Origin of the sequence: Kordia zhangzhouensis (assembly GCF_001005305.1) — a bacterium.
GTDB classification, from domain to species: Bacteria; Bacteroidota; Bacteroidia; order Flavobacteriales; family Flavobacteriaceae; genus Kordia; species Kordia zhangzhouensis.
The window spans coordinates 315,341-332,629 of sequence record NZ_LBMH01000006.1 but is presented as its reverse complement, the minus strand read 5'-3'; the positions used below and the strand labels follow the sequence as shown (position 1 = coordinate 332,629).

General features: G+C 34.6%; 16 protein-coding genes and 2 tRNA genes. 12 read left to right on the top strand and 6 right to left on the bottom strand.

What is annotated here, in order from left to right; genetic code table 11:
- Positions 1 to 58: 58 nt before the first annotated feature.
- From lepB to AA088_RS11820, 4 genes are all read right to left on the bottom strand, one after another.
- A complete protein-coding gene (gene lepB, locus AA088_RS11835) occupies positions 59 to 751 on the bottom strand; it encodes a signal peptidase I (protein WP_162199689.1) in 693 nt (230 codons plus the stop codon).
- A 26-nt stretch (positions 752 to 777) separates the two neighbouring features.
- The gene (locus AA088_RS11830; protein WP_046745201.1) at positions 778 to 2,760 is read right to left on the bottom strand and encodes an AAA family ATPase; all 1,983 of its coding nucleotides are present in this window, start codon (positions 2,758 to 2,760) and stop codon (positions 778 to 780) included.
- 53 nt (positions 2,761 to 2,813) lie between these two features.
- Positions 2,814 to 3,875: a hypothetical protein gene (locus AA088_RS11825; protein WP_046745200.1), complete on the bottom strand. Its 1,062-nt coding sequence runs from the start codon at positions 3,873 to 3,875 to the stop codon at positions 2,814 to 2,816.
- A gap of 227 nt (positions 3,876 to 4,102) precedes the next feature.
- The gene (locus AA088_RS11820; RefSeq protein ID WP_046745199.1) at positions 4,103 to 5,473 is read right to left on the bottom strand and encodes a coiled-coil domain-containing protein; all 1,371 of its coding nucleotides are present in this window, start codon (positions 5,471 to 5,473) and stop codon (positions 4,103 to 4,105) included.
- A gap of 335 nt (positions 5,474 to 5,808) precedes the next feature.
- On the opposite strand from AA088_RS11820, the gene AA088_RS18360 reads away from it, so the two are divergent.
- Together AA088_RS18360 and AA088_RS11815 are read left to right on the top strand one after the other, a co-directional pair.
- Positions 5,809 to 5,949, top strand: a complete 141-nt coding sequence (locus AA088_RS18360; protein ID WP_157547173.1) for a hypothetical protein — start codon at positions 5,809 to 5,811, stop codon at positions 5,947 to 5,949.
- Positions 5,950 to 6,042: 93 nt separating this feature from the next.
- Positions 6,043 to 6,840, top strand: a complete 798-nt coding sequence (locus AA088_RS11815) for a hypothetical protein (protein ID WP_046745198.1) — start codon at positions 6,043 to 6,045, stop codon at positions 6,838 to 6,840.
- A 55-nt stretch (positions 6,841 to 6,895) separates the two neighbouring features.
- On the opposite strand, the gene AA088_RS11810 is transcribed toward AA088_RS11815, so the two are convergent.
- Positions 6,896 to 8,038: an acyl-CoA dehydrogenase gene (locus tag AA088_RS11810; protein ID WP_046745197.1), complete on the bottom strand. Its 1,143-nt coding sequence runs from the start codon at positions 8,036 to 8,038 to the stop codon at positions 6,896 to 6,898.
- 188 nt (positions 8,039 to 8,226) lie between these two features.
- Here AA088_RS11810 and AA088_RS11805 point away from each other — a divergent pair, with 188 nt between their 5' ends.
- From AA088_RS11805 to AA088_RS11760, 10 genes are all read left to right on the top strand, one after another.
- The gene (locus AA088_RS11805) at positions 8,227 to 9,288 is read left to right on the top strand and encodes an anhydro-N-acetylmuramic acid kinase (RefSeq protein ID WP_046745196.1); all 1,062 of its coding nucleotides are present in this window, start codon (positions 8,227 to 8,229) and stop codon (positions 9,286 to 9,288) included.
- Between the two features lie 93 nt (positions 9,289 to 9,381).
- Positions 9,382 to 10,608 (top strand): Glu/Leu/Phe/Val dehydrogenase dimerization domain-containing protein, encoded by a 1,227-nt coding sequence (locus AA088_RS11800; RefSeq protein ID WP_046745195.1) that lies wholly within the window; start codon positions 9,382 to 9,384, stop codon positions 10,606 to 10,608.
- Between the two features lie 22 nt (positions 10,609 to 10,630).
- Positions 10,631 to 12,049 carry a sodium:proton antiporter NhaD gene (gene nhaD / locus AA088_RS11795; protein ID WP_046745194.1) on the top strand — a complete coding sequence of 473 codons (1,419 nt, stop codon included), beginning with the start codon at positions 10,631 to 10,633 and terminating at the stop codon, positions 12,047 to 12,049.
- A gap of 53 nt (positions 12,050 to 12,102) precedes the next feature.
- Positions 12,103 to 12,789, top strand: coding sequence for a MotA/TolQ/ExbB proton channel family protein (locus tag AA088_RS11790; RefSeq protein ID WP_046745193.1), 687 nt, complete (start codon positions 12,103 to 12,105; stop codon positions 12,787 to 12,789).
- Between the two features lie 9 nt (positions 12,790 to 12,798).
- Positions 12,799 to 13,185 (top strand): ExbD/TolR family protein, encoded by a 387-nt coding sequence (locus AA088_RS11785; RefSeq protein WP_046745192.1) that lies wholly within the window; start codon positions 12,799 to 12,801, stop codon positions 13,183 to 13,185.
- Positions 13,186 to 13,265: 80 nt separating this feature from the next.
- Positions 13,266 to 13,556, top strand: coding sequence for a hypothetical protein (locus AA088_RS11780; protein WP_157547171.1), 291 nt, complete (start codon positions 13,266 to 13,268; stop codon positions 13,554 to 13,556).
- Positions 13,557 to 13,563: 7 nt separating this feature from the next.
- Positions 13,564 to 14,460 carry an energy transducer TonB family protein gene (locus AA088_RS11775; RefSeq protein WP_046745190.1) on the top strand — a complete coding sequence of 299 codons (897 nt, stop codon included), beginning with the start codon at positions 13,564 to 13,566 and terminating at the stop codon, positions 14,458 to 14,460.
- A gap of 15 nt (positions 14,461 to 14,475) precedes the next feature.
- On the top strand, positions 14,476 to 15,696 hold the full coding sequence (locus AA088_RS11770; protein ID WP_046745189.1) for a bifunctional folylpolyglutamate synthase/dihydrofolate synthase: 1,221 nt from the start codon (positions 14,476 to 14,478) through the stop codon (positions 15,694 to 15,696).
- A gap of 60 nt (positions 15,697 to 15,756) precedes the next feature.
- Positions 15,757 to 15,831 (top strand) — tRNA-Val (locus tag AA088_RS11765).
- A 24-nt stretch (positions 15,832 to 15,855) separates the two neighbouring features.
- Positions 15,856 to 15,930: transfer RNA gene (locus tag AA088_RS11760), tRNA-Val, on the top strand.
- 35 nt (positions 15,931 to 15,965) lie between these two features.
- On the opposite strand, the gene AA088_RS11755 is transcribed toward AA088_RS11760, so the two are convergent.
- Positions 15,966 to 17,237, bottom strand: a complete 1,272-nt coding sequence (locus AA088_RS11755; RefSeq protein ID WP_046745188.1) for a UDP-N-acetylmuramoyl-tripeptide--D-alanyl-D-alanine ligase — start codon at positions 17,235 to 17,237, stop codon at positions 15,966 to 15,968.
- Between the last annotated feature and the right edge of the window lie 52 nt (positions 17,238 to 17,289).

The window sequence follows — 17,289 nt, the reverse complement described above, 5'->3', positions numbered from 1 at the left end:
ATGAGTAAGAAATTTATATGTTTTGTTACAGATGTTTAAAAGCTACGTTTTTTTAAATCTATTTTAAATTGAATAGTGTGTTTTGATATACGCCTGTAAGTGCATTGGTATCAATTAAACCCAAAATGCGACTATCAATCGAATTGTCGCGATTGTCACCCAATACAAATATTTTTCCTTTGGGGATAATCAACGGACCAAAATGATCTTTGTTCCATGGTTGTTGATAGATTTCTTTAATTCTTGGATTTGGAATTGTTTTCAAGTCACGATAACGTGCTGTGTGTAAGTTAAAGTTTCGGGCATCTACATCTTCCACAAAAGTAAGAAGCAAATCGTCACCTTTATCGGAAGAAATTGGAAAATATTCTATTGTAGGGTCTTGTAAGAGTTTGTATTGTGCTTTGTCCAAAAGATAGGCGTGTAGTAAGTTGTAATTTTTGTCAAAACTTTTTCCATTTACAAATAATTCGCCATTTGTAATTTGAATTGTATCATTTTCTACACCGCATAATCGATGGATTTGTGAAACTTTTCCATATGTAGGGCAATCAAACACATAGGAGACAAAATCACCTCTTTTTGGAGTAATTAAATTGGAAACTGCAATAAAATCATGGTACTTGATATTGGGTTCATTACCAGTGGTTGGAATGCTGTAAAAAGCATACATGCCTGTTTTGTTGAGCAAGAAAACGACAGCTACTAAAGAAACAGCGATAATGAATACGATTTTAAGTGTTTTATTCAAACTCAAGGCGTTTTAAGAACTATATGTCAACGATTTTTCATGTCAGTTACATTCCTTTTTTCGAAACGATTACGAGCTTCTGCTGCAATTTTAATCTGAGTAATCTGTTGCTCTACTTTGCGAGAAAAATCAGTATCTGCAATAGTTGCTACATTGTCTAAATAACGAATAACTTCTTGTTTTCGAATATCAGCAAAGTTCAATCCTTTCATGTTTTCTGTCATTAGCTCTTTAAGCATTCCTAATTTGGTGTCGTAATCTTTTAAGAAATATAACTCCGGATTTTCAAACCAATCTTCTGGAAGGTTAAAGTCAGTCAATCGTAATGAAATTGCACTTTGAATGTTTCGAATGTCTCGTGAAGAGAAAAATGGAAACTCCTTTTGAACAGCGCCATACAAACTTGAATAGAATGTATGTGAGTCCAGTGAATCTTTTGTTAGCACTTGATTGTAAATAGTCGCAATTTTTTCTTCCGAAGGTCTGTCTAATTGCCCAAGGATTTCTCCTGCATTTTTTGCTAAAGCTTGGTCACTTAAGTATTGATAGTTTGGATGATTTTTCATCCCAACAAAACCCGGCACTGTTTTTTCGATTTTAGACCACCAAATATAATCTTGATCTAAAAAGTCATGCTCTGTGCGTGCACCATCAATTTTGAAACGGCCTTGGATTCTTGAAATTACCGCTTTGTCTAGCTGTTCAGGTAAATTCGTAAATAAACCTATTGAACTATTTCCATGATTTACTGCATATGCGCCTTCTGTGTAGCGAAGAAAAACTCCAATCACTTCTTTAACACCCGCAGAAACACCTTGTGCGGTACGTTCTTGCAAGTTGTTTTCGGCGTCATCAATCGGTGCAAAAATTAAGCGAGAAGGGTCTTGCATAGGTTTCATCCATTGTACCATTTTTTCGGCAGATCCACCTTGAAAGGTTGAAACTACAGTGTCTGGCATTGGATGAAATAAGAACGGAATATTTAAGTGGTCGCAACGCTCTTTTAACATAGTAGCAATGGCAGCAATTAACATACTTTTTCCTGTTCCAGGAATTCCGTATCCCATAAATACAGGCATAAAACCACCCAACTCTTGAAATGGATTTCGTTTGGTTGTCATGTCGTAGCTCATCAAACGCTCTACCAAACGCTTGGCAAAATGCTTGGCATCTTTGTTTCCAACAATTTGTTCAAAACGAATTGGATTGAATTCAACACTAGTTGCATTTCCTGTAAAAACTGTTTCCCAACCAGCAATTGAAAATTCTGAACCTTCAAGCTGATAGGTTCTATCTGTAATTACATCGGTATAATCTAAAGCCCCTTTTCGTTGTACAATCTCATCCAAATATGTTTCGAAATACATAACTGTAAAATCAATTACGTCTTGTTCAGAGTTAATTAGGTTTGGATGGTTTAGGTATTTATCGTAGTAAAATAACTGGCAAGAGATTCCTTTTGTTGGGGAAATAAGTGATACTTCAGGAATGCCAGCAAATTTATTGTGCATCACAGTATTGTCTTCTGAGGCTTTTTCTTTGAGTTTAGAAACTACATAATACGCCAAACTGAAAACCATAAATGCAGTAGCCGTTTGCTGTTTTGATTCATATTCTTTACGTTGTTCAGTAGAAAGTCCTGCTCGTTTTTCATGAAGAATAGACAAACCAGAGGCATCATAATAGCTATCGCGAATCCACAATCCAATTGCAATAGCTTCTTGCAAATTGAACAAGGTTTCGTTTAATGCAAGTGGTAAGGCAACAGAGTCAGGGAGTAATCTTTTTTTTAAGCTTAAAATTGTTTTTGAAATAGAAACAGCATTTCCGTTGTCACTTCCTTTTACTTTGGATAAGTATAAAAGAATATCTTCTTGTTCTTTATTGCCGTCACGACTTCGCGCTTTGTAACCTTGCTCCCAATGTATGCTTTTTATAAAGGAAGAAGCTTCTTCGCGCAGAATTTGTAATTCAGTTTTTTTGATAGGAAAAGTCGGTTGTTTCTCCATGTATGCTTTTATTATTTATTTTAGTATAGGTTTAATCGCTTTTGCAGAGGTTGTTATAGCTCAGGCAATTCTTCAACTTCAAAAGGTTCATGATGAAGATGTATAATGGTCTTTGGAATTTTTCCGTACAGTAATTGAATTACTCGATGCGGAGCCAAAATATATTGATGTTTGGTTATTTCACTCCAAACTTGAATTTCTTGTTTTTTAAACGATAGTAAGTCATTACTAACTTTTGACGAATTGATTGCTGTGATTGTATCTACCGTAGTGGTTAGTGAAAAAGAATGTAGATGCACTTCTTTTTGGGCAATCGCTTTGAGCAATGCATGCGTGATTTCATGGTCATCTTTAGAGAAAATGCTATGTAAAATTCCCAAATCAACACGCTTTATTTTTCTTGGATGCACATTTTTTAATCGTTTATCAATCATATACGCCATATTGTCAAGATCCAAATAACGATCAGCGCAATCTTTTACAGTAGTGTAAATTTCCTGCTCTATTTTTTCATCGAGTTTGGCATCAAAATACATGAAACATATAAATGGTCGGTTGAGCGTTACATCATAAAAAGCCCAATCTAAAACATATGTTCCAAATGTACTGCTGGTTTTTTTTATGCTTCCGCAGATAAATTTTTGAAAGATTTTATCTTCTTGAATTCTGTTATAATATAGAGAAGAAGAAGCTTCAAAAAGGTCACGTTTATCAACGTGTTTTTTGTTTACCATTAATTGATGAATAAACTTGTCTTTGAAAGTTTCTGCATCTGGAAATTTAGCTTTGAATTCTTCTTTTAAATCTAAATCATTATGAATATAGCGCAATTCCAAATAGTTTGGAAAACCAGATTCGGTTAAATCAACCTTTAGATGTTCTTCGTCAAAACGATATTTAAGCTGCATAACCTTGATGGAAAATGCAAGTCGCTTGCAATAGTCTTCTAAAGCTTTGAGTTCTTCTTTAGTGCAAATTCGAAAATGATTCCATTCCACTAGATTGATTTCAAATTCATCTAATACATGTGTGACCATTCGGTAATACAGGTCATATTGCGCATCAGAGTCTAATTTTGCGGCATCTAAAGGTGTGATAATTTCGTTTATGGACATGAAAACAATCGTGTTTCGTAATTATTTAGTTCGTAGGCATGTTCGCCAATTAGAAATTGACGCTCAAATGATTTTCTATATTTTTTGATATATCATTACAAGAAAATTCATAGAAAAAACGGTAATCTGTCTAATTGTAGTTACAAATTACAATGCTATTCATTCTTGTAATGATATACTAATTCATTTCTATTCTTCTATACGAAAAGGCAGAATATGTGAGGAAGTTATCCTAAAAGATCATCCGAATTGCCATCGTTTTTTGGAGCACCATTTCCTCCGCCGGTAGAATCACCAGCTCCGTCAGCATTTCCTGTAGATGGATTTTCGTTGTTTTTATAATATTCTTCGAATAATTCTTTCATGTCAATTCCGTAGCGATCGGCAAAATTTTTGCGAATTTCTATATCCTTTTCACGAATTTCTTGTAAGGATTCTGCATAACTACTGTAAATTCCTTTCATTACTTTTTCATGCACTGGAATATTTTCCATCATATCTTGACGTGCTTTCGAACTAGCTGTATACATAGCCGCTAAGGTTTCTCCAATCTTTTCATCTGTTTTAATTCCTAAATGTTCTAAGATTGCAGCAAATTCTTGGTCTGTTCTAGCTTTTAAAGCAACTACATAACCGTCATAATAGCGAATACGTTCTTCGGTATCTGACTTTAGCTTTGCGCGGTGCGTTTGTAAATTACTGCGTAATGAAGTAAGTACTTTGATGGTTAAATTATGTTTGTGCACAAAACTATCTTTACTAGCAGCAAGGGTAATGTAAGCCGTTCGTAAACCGTCTAATTCTTCCACTTTTTGCTCTAATTTTGTAATTTTAGCTAAGGCTTCCGAATATGCAGTAGACTGCTTGTCAACAATTTCTTCTAATTCTTGTCGTGCTTGACTCAACAACGCTTTTTGCTCCTCTAGTTGGTCTTCAGTTTCTTTTTTCTTTTCTAACGCTTTCGTATGATTTTTACTCGCTTCTACAATGGCATCTTGAAGTTTGTCTTCCACTTCTTTAATTTCCACTTCACGATCTTTTAAACGTTTTACAGCGGCTTGACTCTTGAATGATAATTCTTTAAGTAATGTTTCTGTATCAGAACTCTCAATTCGCTTTTGAAACATTTCTTTAGCTTTAGAGTCGGCAAACTTTCTATCTTTTTTTGCTTGTTCTAATTCGGTTTTTTCACGCTTAATTCGAGATTTTCTTCCCCAAAGATTATTCCACCATGTATCTGGCTTATTCAAAGCTTCTTGATATTCGGCTTCTGCTTTTTCCAGTTCTTTTTGTGCATTATCTATGACACGTTGCTCTTCATCATTTAATGTGGAGAAGCGTTCGAAAATAATACCAACTTCATCTTGATAATCAGTTAAATCTTTGATAGCATCCAATAAAGATGTACGATCTTTTTCAGCCATATCTACAACATTGTCTAATGTTGCATTTAATATTTTTTGACGTACTTCTGGACTATCTTCTTGGGCAAGTTTTGACTTCATTTGGTCAATTGCTTTTCCCCAATCTACCTTATCGTTTGATTTTTGTTGTTGTTCTGCTCCTGAAGTTTCCAGTAAATCAAATTCGTCAGCCATATACTATGAGTTATTATTTGTTAATGAATGTTATTTTTATGTTTAGCTTAGTTTTGCTTGAAAAGTTACTTTTTGTAAGCAATTTCTAAAGATAAAGAATTTAATAGTATATGTGTATTTTTTTTGGTAGATGTTACATAAAGTTAAAATAAGACAAGATTTTCGTTGATTTTATAAATGATTTTTTGAGAGGTAAGTTTCTAAAAAACAATACTTTTTACGAACTGTTGATTGCGCTTTTTTCCTGTGTAATGAGGAGCAAAAAATAAGTATAATTGAGTATTGCTTGAAGTTGGTTTTTGAATGATATTTATGAAAACCAAAAACACAATTAAATGAAATCATCAAAGACAACTATCGAAATAGGTAATGAATTTAAAGAAGTGGAAATTTATTACGATGAAGCAAAAAACTCACAGTTAACGATTGCTATTCATAAGAATCAGGTTACTGTTTTTCAAGAAGGAAATGATTGAAGTTGGTTTTTTGAAACATTTTTAATGATTGTATACCGTTGAGAACAGCTTGGCACTTTTCTTGATGACATTTTGCAACATTAAAACCAAATTATGAAGCCAAAAATTACACTATCATTCGCACTATGTTACCTATTTTTTAATTTTTGTGCCGCGCAAGGAAAGCTCAATAGAGCTAAAGAAGATCTTTCAGGGAGCTCTTCGTCTGATACGCGTTCAGAACGTTCTTGGAACGATGACAGTGATGGTAATGATAGTGTAGGCTTTTTTGATGATGTTTTTATAGAAATTGCATATCATGCTACTGTTGGTATATTTTTCGGAAACATGGAAACACGCTATTTTTATCAGTATCCGTATGCAAATGGATCACATGGCGAATATGCATTTCTTGAAGAAGATGGTGCGTTAAAAAGAAGCCAGCTACTAATCTCTAATACCGTATTTGCTAGCGGAAAAGAATTCTATGGGAATGATATAAAAGTAAATTTTAGAGTACTTCCAATACTAGGATTAGAAGCAAATCATTTGCATTTTTTTGAATCAAGACCTGATTCCGAGCTAGGAATTAGTTCGTTTATGCTAAATTTTTATCGCGTTCGTGAAAAGTATGTAACTGCATTTTGGGGTGTTGGAGCCTCATATGTGGGAAATGGAGTTGATGAAACCGGATTTGCTTATCAAGTTGGGTTAGAAGTTTTTTTGAATGCACCTTTTAGTATAAGTTCTTTATGGAAACAATCGTTGATTAATAATTCATCTGTAGATGAATTTACACTTCAAGCAAAGTATTATATGAAACGATTTGCAATTCATGGAGGTTATAGGCATTATCAACTAGGAAGTGTTACCGTGAATGCTTTAGGAGTTGGAGGAGAATATCGGTTTTAAATAAAAAAAAAGCGCATGAGTTTTATCATACGCTTTTTATAGTAATAAAGATTTTTTATGCTTTCAAAATTCCTCTAGAGATTACGATTTTCTGAATTTCAGAAGTTCCTTCGTAAATTTGAGTAATCTTCGCATCACGCATCAAGCGTTCTACGTGATATTCTTTTACAAAACCATTTCCTCCGTGTACTTGAACCGCTTCGACTGTGGTGTCCATTGCTACTTTTGAAGCGTATAGTTTGGCCATAGCGCTTGACATGTCATAGTTATTGCCATTGTCTTTATCCCAAGCAGCTTTCGTAACCAAATGACGAGCAGCTTCTATTTCTACATGCATGTCTGCCAATTTGAAGGCAATTGCTTGATGATTTGCGATCTCAGTACCAAAAGCTTTACGCTCTTTTGAATATTTTTTAGCCAATTCATAAGCTCCTGAAGCAATTCCTAGTGCTTGAGCAGCAATTCCAATTCGTCCACCTGAAAGTGTTTTCATGGCAAATTTAAACCCGAAACCATCTTCTCCAATACGGTTTTCTTTTGGAACTTTAACATCATTGAATTGTAATGTATGTGTATCGCTTCCACGAATTCCTAACTTGTCCTCTTTTGGACCAATATCAAAACCAGGAGTTCCTCTTTCTACGATAAACGCATTGATTCCTCGGTGCCCTTTATCTCTATCGGTTTGTGCTATAACAAGATAAACATCTGCACGACCTCCACTTGTAATCCAGTTTTTAGTTCCATTAATTACATAATGATCACCCATGTCAATAGCTGTTGTTCTTTGTGAGGTTGCATCACTACCAGCTTCTGGCTCACTCAAGCAAAATGCACCTACATTTTCTCCAGTGGCTAACTTTGTTAGGTATTTTTGTTTTTGTTCTTCTGATCCGTATGCTTCTAATCCGTAGCAAACTAAAGAATTATTTACAGATACAATTACAGAAGCAGAAGCGTCAATTTTGGAAAGTTCTTCCATGATTAAAATATAGGAGATTGTGTCCATACCACTTCCACCATATTTAGGATCGACCATAATTCCCATAAAACCTAATTCACCCATTTTGCGAACTAATTCTTGTGGAAACTCCTGTTTGTTGTCACGTTCTATGACTCCTGGAAGCAACTCAGTTCTTGCAAAATCTCTCGCTGCATCACGAATCATGATGTGTTCTTCTGTAAGATTAAAATCCATAACTGTATATATAGTAATTAATAAATTTTTAAAAAAGTCGCACAAAGATAATTTTAAAATAGCAGATTTTCAATAATCAATACGAATTTCTAAGAATCTTTAATCTGTCTAAATACTAGTTTTTTGTAAAATGTGAAGATTATCTTAAAACTGAAAAACATATGGTATAAAATAAATAGTTTTACCGAATGAGTATGTATAAAGTGATTGGAGTAATGTCGGGAACATCTCTCGACGGTATAGATGTAGCCTATTTACATTTTGAGAACAAAGAAAAATGGTTTTTTTCTATAGAAAAAGCAATCACAATTCCGTACTCAAAACCTATGCAACAACAATTGCGAGAAGCAATTAATTACTCCGCAGCACAATTGGAAGCATTCGATGCTGTCTACACGAAATATTTAGCAAAAGCTATTGGCTCTTTTATAGATAATCAAAAAATTACAACTATTGATGCAATATGTTCACATGGACATACAATTCTACATCAACCTGAAAAAGGAATTACTTATCAAATAGGAAATCAACGTCAACTAGCAACATTACTGCAACAAAAAGTAGTGTGTGATTTTAGAGTACAAGATGTTGCTCTTGGCGGACAAGGTGCGCCATTAGTGCCCATTGGGGATGAGTTGTTGTTTGAAGGATATGATTATTGTTTGAATTTAGGAGGATTTGCAAATGTATCCTATCATGAAAAAGGAGCAAGAGTTGCCTACGATATCTGTCCTGTAAATATTGTATTGAATCATTATGCAAATCGTTTGGGACTTGAATATGATGATAAAGGACAAATGGCTCAATCGGGAAATTATATAAAAAAGTTGGCAGAAGAGTTGGATCAACTGGCATATTATCAACAATCAGCACCTAAATCATTAGGATTGGAATGGGTTCAAGAAGAAATATTTCCTCGGTTAGAAGCCTCAAATCTGAAGCCGCAGGATATTTTACACACTTTTGTAGAGCATATTGCTCGACAAATGAGTAATAATTTTTTAAAGGAATCCAAAGTTTTAGTAACAGGTGGCGGAGCATTTAATGATTATTTATTGACAAGAATACAAAATTACAGTACTGTCAATTTGATTATACCGGATAAAAAAATCATCAACTACAAGGAAGCTTTAATCTTTGGTTTTTTAGGAGTATTGCGGCTGAGAAACGAAGTAAACTGTCTGAAATCGGTTACAGGAGCTTCAAAGAATCATAGTTCGGGCGTCATATACGATTACACATCATTATGATTACGTTAAATAGTCTTAAAATGATTATCTAAAGAAGCTAACAATTTTTATATTTGCTTGATTTAGATTTGAATTCTAATAAAAACTACTAAATTGAAAGAATTACTCAAAATTTACGAAAATAAAGCCCCTGAAATTGTATTCAACTGGAAAGACCCAGAAACAGAAGCCGAAGGTTGGACTGTTATAAATTCATTGCGCGGAGGAGCTGCCGGTGGAGGAACACGAATGCGAAAAGGATTAGATATGAATGAAGTGCTTTCGCTTGCTAAAACCATGGAAGTGAAGTTTACCGTGTCTGGTCCAGCTATTGGAGGCGCAAAGTCAGGAATTAACTTTGATCCACGAGATCCTCGAAAAAATGGAGTGTTAAAACGCTGGTATAATGCAGTGGCTCCTTTGCTAAAAAGCTACTATGGAACAGGAGGAGATTTGAATGTTGATGAAATTCATGAAGTGATTCCTATTACAGAAGATAGTGGTGTTTGGCATCCGCAAGAAGGTGTTTTTAATGGGCACTTTAAGCCAACAGAAGCTGATAAAATCAATCGAATTGGACAGTTGCGTCTAGGAGTAATCAAAGTGATTGAAAGTACGGATTATTCTCCTGATGTTTCTCGTAAATATACTGTGGCAGATATGATTACAGGATATGGAGTGGCGGAAGCTGTTCGACACTATTATGATATTTATGGAGGAACTGTAGCAGGAAAACGTGCCATTGTGCAAGGATTTGGTAACGTTGGAGCAGCTGCAGCCTATTATTTATCCCAAATGGGAGCTAAAATAGTAGGAATTATAGATATTGTGGGAGGAGTAATCAAGGAAGATGGATTTTCTTTTGAAGAGATTAAAGATTTCTTTTTGCGAAAAGAAGGAAATACTTTGGTAGCGGATAACTTGATTTCATTTGAAGAAATGAATAAGCGTATTTGGGAATTGCCAACAGAAATATTTGCACCTTGCGCAGCTTCAAGACTCATTACACAAGATCAAATTGATAAGATGATTGCAACAGGACTAGAGGTAATAACGTGCGGAGCTAATGTGCCTTTTGCAGACAAAGAAATCTTCTTTGGTCCTATTATGGAACATACAGATCAAAAAGTAAGTTTAATACCAGACTTTATCTCCAATTGTGGAATGGCAAGGGTATTTGCTTATTTTATGGAAAGAAGAGTGCAAATGACTGATGAAGCTATTTTTGAAGACACGTCCAAAGTCATTAAAAAAGCATTACAAAACACATTCAAAAAAAATGCATCCAAAGTAGATATTAGTAAAACTGCTTTTGAAATTGCATTAAAAGAATTAGTATAAATTCAACTTATAAAAACTATATATGGAATCAGCAATAGTAGCCGTATTCGTCATAGGATATTTAGCAATAACCCTAGAACACAACCTTAAAATTGATAAGCTTATTCCTGCATTGGCCATGATGGCTATTTGTTGGGCATTTGTCGCATTCGGGATTGAAGATTTTCAAAATTGGTTCGACTCTGGAGCGCATGCTCTTGTAGATAATTTTGAAGGAATGCCTAAAGGTGATAAAATGCATTTAATGGAAGAAACCTTGTTGCACCATCTCGGAAAAACTGCCGAAATACTTGTTTTCCTACTTGGGGCAATGACCATTGTAGAAATTATAGATTACTTTAATGGATTTGCAACTATTAAAGGATTCATTAAAACACGTAGCAAAAAGCGTGTTCTTTGGATTTTTGCTTTCTTAGCATTTATCTTATCTGCAATTATTGACAACCTAACAGCGACAATCGTATTGATTTCTATTTTGCAAAAAATAATCTCAGATAGAAACTTACGTATTTGGTATGCTGGTTTAATTATCATTGCAGCAAACTCAGGTGGTGCTTGGTCACCAATTGGAGATGTAACGACTACAATGTTGTGGATTGGTAAAAAAGTATCAACAGGTAAATTGTTAGGATATTTATTCATTCCTTCTTTGCTATGTATGCTTGTTCCTACACTTATTGCTTCATTCCTAAAACCTTTTCAAGGAAACTTGCCTAATGAAGAAGAAGAGGATAACACAGAAAGAACTCATCGTTTTGGACCAACAATGTTATATTTAGGTTTATCAGCAATTATTTTTGTTCCGGTCTTCAAAGTAGTTACGCACTTACCACCATACGTAGGAATGATGTTGTCGCTATCTGTAGTTGCAATTTTTGCGGAAATGTACAGTAATACAAAGTTTACTATGGCTTCTGTGGCGGCAAACGAAGGACATGATGCTGATTCAGATAATTCATTAGGTGCGCACCATAGTCCTGTGCATCATTCATTATCTAAAATAGAATTGCCTAGTATATTATTCTTCTTAGGAATCTTAATGGCTGTGGCAGCTCTCGAATCTTTAGGATTACTATTTGGTTTTGCAGATTGGTTAAAAGAAGCAACACCACAATTGGGAACTGAAATGGAAACAGGAGGTGTTTCTGATTTGGTAATAATGTTATTAGGTGTGGGGTCAGCAGTAATTGACAACGTACCTTTAGTAGCAGCAAGTTTAGGAATGTTTACAGAACCATTAGATCATGAATTATGGCACTTTATTGCCTTTGCGGCAGGAACTGGAGGAAGCATGTTAATTATAGGTTCTGCAGCTGGTGTTGTGGCTATGGGGATGGAAAAAATAGACTTTTTCTGGTATCTTAAAAAAATATCTTGGTTGGCACTCATAGGGTTTGTTGTTGGTTCAATTGCCTTTATGATTATGCGAACATTATTCTAAAGTATACTTAACTCAAAAAATAAACGTTATATAGTTTTAATCAAAAAATGCGTATGTTATTATTTCAATCAACAGGAAATCCTGAAGATGCGGCGGAAGTTCAAGAAAAAACACTTTCCATCTATGAATTAGTTGTCAATGGTGGTATTGGAAGTATTATCATTATCAGTGTGTTATTGGTGATGCTGGCAGTAGCACTTTATATCTATTTTGAACGAATTTTTGCTATTAAAGCTGCTTCGAAAATTGATAAAAACTTCATGAATCAAATTAGAGATAATGTGATGAGTGGGAAAATAGAAGCTGCTAAAATATTATGTGCGCAAACTGATTCGCCAGTGGCAAGACTAACGGAAAAAGGAATAAGTAGAATAGGTAAGCCACTAGAAGATATCAACAAAGCTATCGAAAATGCAGGAACACTAGAAGTTTATAAATTGGAAAAAAATGTTAGTATTCTGGCTACAGTTGCAGGAGCAGCACCAATGATTGGTTTCTTAGGAACAGTAATTGGTATGATTTTGGCTTTCCATGAAATGGCAACAAGTGGAGGGCAAGCTGAAATGGGTAGTTTGGCTGATGGAATTTATACAGCGATGACCACAACTGTGGCAGGTTTAATTGTGGGAATTATTGCGTACATGGGATACAATCACTTAGTAGTAAAAACGGATAAAGTGGTGCATCAAATGGAAGCAAATGCAGTAGATTTCTTAGATTTATTGAATGAACCTGTGTAATTTTTTTCTATGAAATTAAGAGGTAGAAACAAAGTGAGTCCAGAGTTTAGTATGTCATCAATGACAGATATTGTATTCTTGTTATTGGTGTTTTTCATGCTTACTTCAAATTCTCCTAATGCGCTCGATTTATTATTGCCAAAAGCAAAAGGGAAGTCAACAAATACACAAAATGTAGCTGTAAGTATTAAAAAAAACTTAGAAATCTACATTGATGCAGATCGTGTAAGAGCAGGAGAGGTAGAAGCGAAGTTGCAAGCTAAACTAAAAGGTCAAGAAGAGCCAACAGTTATATTGAGAGCAGAAGAAGGTGTGCCTATCGAGGAAGCTGTAAACATCCTGGATATTGCCAACAGAAATAAATATAAAATTATTTTGGCAGTACGACCTCAATAATGTCTTTGCTTCAAACTAAAAATAGCAAATTTAAAATACCATTTGTTTTCGTTGCAGGTGCTCTTTTTTTAATTTTTTTGATGTTTTTTGCTCGATATATAGAAGGATATCAAGAAAGTACACCAAGTAAAGATTTCTCAAAAGAAAAGGTAGTATTCGCTGTAAAAATTGCAAGTGAAGAAACTGTATACCTAGAAGAAGTTAAGATTGGTATGCAAGAATTGAAGAAAAAATTCGTAAGTTTAACTGATAGTCAGTACGTAAGAGTGAAAATTCAAACCTACGATTTTACTTCTTTTACGACATTAGAAATTATAAAAATGCTTCAAGAAAAAAACTATCAAGTTGAGGTTGTAGCATTGTCAAAATAAATAGATTATGTCATTATTCAATACAGAACATAAAAGAAAGTCTGCTACAATAACCACTATAGTAATGGTTGCATTGTTGATTATTATGTTTCTCTTCGGAATGCAATATTTAGATCCACCGGAAGAAAGCGGGATTGCTGTGAATTTTGGAACGACCAATGTTGGTAGTGGTAATGAGCAGCCTAAGGATGCGTTAAAACCTAAAACGGCTCCTGAATCTCAAGAAAAAGAAGTAGAAGAACAAACTGAATCGCAACCAGAAGAACAAACAGAAACGGTTACGGAAGAAGTGTCTTCTGAAGAAGTAGTTACACAAGATTCGGAAGAATCGATTGCAATAAAAAAAGCAGAAGAAGCAAAACGTAAAGCGGCTGAAGAAGCTAAAAAAGCTAAAGCAGAAGCAGATCGAATCGCCAAAGAAAAAAGAGAAGCTGAAGAAAAGAAAAGACAAGAAGAAGCTGCGAAGAAGGCAAAATTGGATGCTATGATGAATGGTGTAAACAATTCTAATGGCAATGAAGAAGGAGGAGAAGGTCCAGGCGATGGAGAAGGCGATAAAGGAAATCCTAACGGAGATCCTTATGCAGCTAGTTACTATGGAGACCCAGGAACTGGTAATGGCGGAGCTGGAGGATATGGTCTAAATGGAAGAAGCAAGATAGGTGGTGGGAATGTTGACAAACAAGACTGTAATGAATCTGGTAGAGTGGTGGTAAAAATTACCGTAAATCGTGAAGGTAAAGTAATTGATGCAGTTGCAGGTGTAAGAGGAACTACAAACAAAGCAGCGTGTCTTTTAAAACCGGCAGAAAAAGCTGCATATGAATATCGTTGGAATAAAGATTCTAAAGCTCCTGCCACGCAAACAGGTTTTATTGTGGTAAACTTCAAGATAGGGCAATAATTTTTTTGTAAACAAATGTCTGAAGTTGAAGAATTGCAATGGCTTGAACAAAAATTAGCTTCATCTTATCAAAATAAAGGAGCTGTTCAAGGAGATTTGGAATGGAGCTTAGATAAAATAATTGCTTTTTCTAAGTGTTTGAAGTCGCCTGAAAAATCATTCAAAAGTATCCATGTAGGAGGAACCAACGGAAAAGGTTCTACGAGTCATATGATTGCTTCTATTCTTCAAGAAGCAGGTTACAAGGTGGGCTTGTTTACTTCGCCTCACTTAAAAGATTTTAGAGAACGTATTCGGATTAATGGTAAAATGATTGAATATGTTCAAGTAATTAACTTTGTGCGTACGTACAAATCATACATACATACGCATAGACTGTCTTTCTTTGAATTTACCACTGGGATGGCATTTGATTACTTTGCTCGAGAAAAAGTAGATGTTGCAATTATAGAAGTAGGAATGGGTGGGCGATTAGATGCTACCAATATTATAAATCCTGAGGTAAGTATCATTACAAATATAGGGTTGGAACACACAAAATTTTTAGGAGATACATTGTCTGAGATTGCTGCTGAAAAAGCAGGAATAATAAAAAAAAGAACACCTATTGTCATTGGTGAGTATCATCCAGAAACATTTCCTGTGTTTGTAAATGAATCAAAAAAACATGAAGCGCAACTATTTTTAGCTGAAAAGACTATCCAGAAAAAGTACAAAACAGATTTAAAAGGAGTTTACCAGCTTAAAAACTACAAATCAGCAGTGCAAGCTATTCGGTTGTTAAAACACTTCAAAATAGAAGAAAAACATATTGAAAATGGATTGATGAATGTGATGGGCAATACCAATTTATTGGGAAGGTGGCAAATCATCAATGAAAACCCAAAAACTATATGTGATACAGCACATAATAAAGAAGGGTTAAGCGCTACAATAAAACAACTTCAAAAAGAAAGATATACTAAACTGCATATAGTATTTGGAGTTATGAAAGATAAAAATGTGGATGATTTTTTAAGTTTTTTTCCAAAAAAGGCAACTTATTACTTTTGTGCTCCAAAAAATGAGCGTGCTTTATCTGTAAATGAATTACAAAAAAAAGCAGCTCAATACAATCTTTTTGGGAATGTACATAATTCAGTTTCAGAAGCCTATGAGCAAGCATTGGCAAAAGCGTCTCATGAAGATGTGATTTACATTGGAGGAAGTACATTTGTAGTTGCAGAAATACTTTAAAATTTTTGAGTTTAAATTTTGTCAGATATAAAATGTATTCTATATTTGCATCCGCAATAAGGGCGATTAGCTCAGCTGGTTCAGAGCACCTGCCTTACAAGCAGGGGGTCACTGGTTCGAATCCAGTATCGCCCACAAAACTTATTGAAAATAGAATTCGGGTGATTAGCTCAGCTGGTTCAGAGCACCTGCCTTACAAGCAGGGGGTCACTGGTTCGAATCCAGTATTACCCACAAAAAAAGCTTCTTTTAAAGAAGCTTTTTTTATTTTACAATAATTCTAAAATTCGTTCTAGAGCCATCCCTCGAGATCCTTTAATGAGTAATGTGCTATCTGTAATTGAAGGAAAGTTATCTTTCAAAGAGTTAAATGAGGAGTGTGTAATAATGTTCTTGTCTTTGTTGGTAGTTTTGCTGAAATTTTCTCCAATTAAATAAATTGTGTCAATAGTAAGAGTTGCGGCATAGTCACTAATTGACTGATGCTCTTCTTTTGCGCTTTCTCCTAATTCGAACATATCTCCTAAAAATGCAATCTTTTTAATATCGCTCAAACTTGAAAAATTATCTAATGCGGCTTTCATGCTTGTCGGATTTGCATTGTAAGCATCTAAAATAATCTTGTTAGTGTTCTTTTTAATAATTTGAGATCTATTGTTTGAGGGAATGTAGGACTCAATAGCTTCTTTTATGCTGTTTCTGTCGACGTTAAAATAAGTTCCAATGGCAACTGCTGCAGCAATATTCGAAAAGTTGTAAGCGCCAATTAAATGACTTTTAATTTCTGTTTGTCCTACTTTTAAGTGAACCATTGGGTTTGCACTTTGGAATTCAATTGTGATATTGGTGTTATCAGTGTCTCCAAAAGTGTATTTATTGGCTTGTTTGGTGCGTTCTATTTGTTTTTGATCATTGGCATTAACAAAAATAAATTTGTCATTAGCCTTCAGGTAATCATATAGTTCACTTTTTCCCTTTATAACACCTTCTACGCCTCCAAAACCTTCTAAATGTGCTTTGCCGAAATTGGTAATATAGCCATAATCAGGTTCGGCAATATTACTCAAAAATTCAATTTCTTTTTGGTGGTTGGCACCCATTTCTACAATTCCAATCTCAGTGTCTTCATTCATGGAAAGCAATGTTAAAGGAACTCCAATATGATTATTTAGGTTTCCTTTGGTTGCGGTAGTTTTAAATTTCTTTGACAATACGGCATTTATCAACTCTTTTGTTGTAGTTTTTCCATTACTACCTGTTAAAGATATGATTGGAACTTTAAGTTGTTTTCTGTGATAATTGGCTAGTTTTTGTAATGTTTCTAAAACATTTTCAACTAGAATTGTTCCCTTTGGTAGATTAAACTCTGATTCGTCGATAACGGCGTAAGCGGCTCCTTTTTGGAGGGCTTCTTTTGCATAGATGTTTCCATTGAAATGTTCTCCTTTCAAGGCAAAAAAAATACAATCTTTTGTGATATTTCTAGAGTCAGTGGAAACGCTAGAATGTTTTTTATAAATACGATATAGCTCTTCAATCATACTACTTTTTATTAACGTGTAAACGAAAAAAAAGCCCTGAATAAGGAATCAG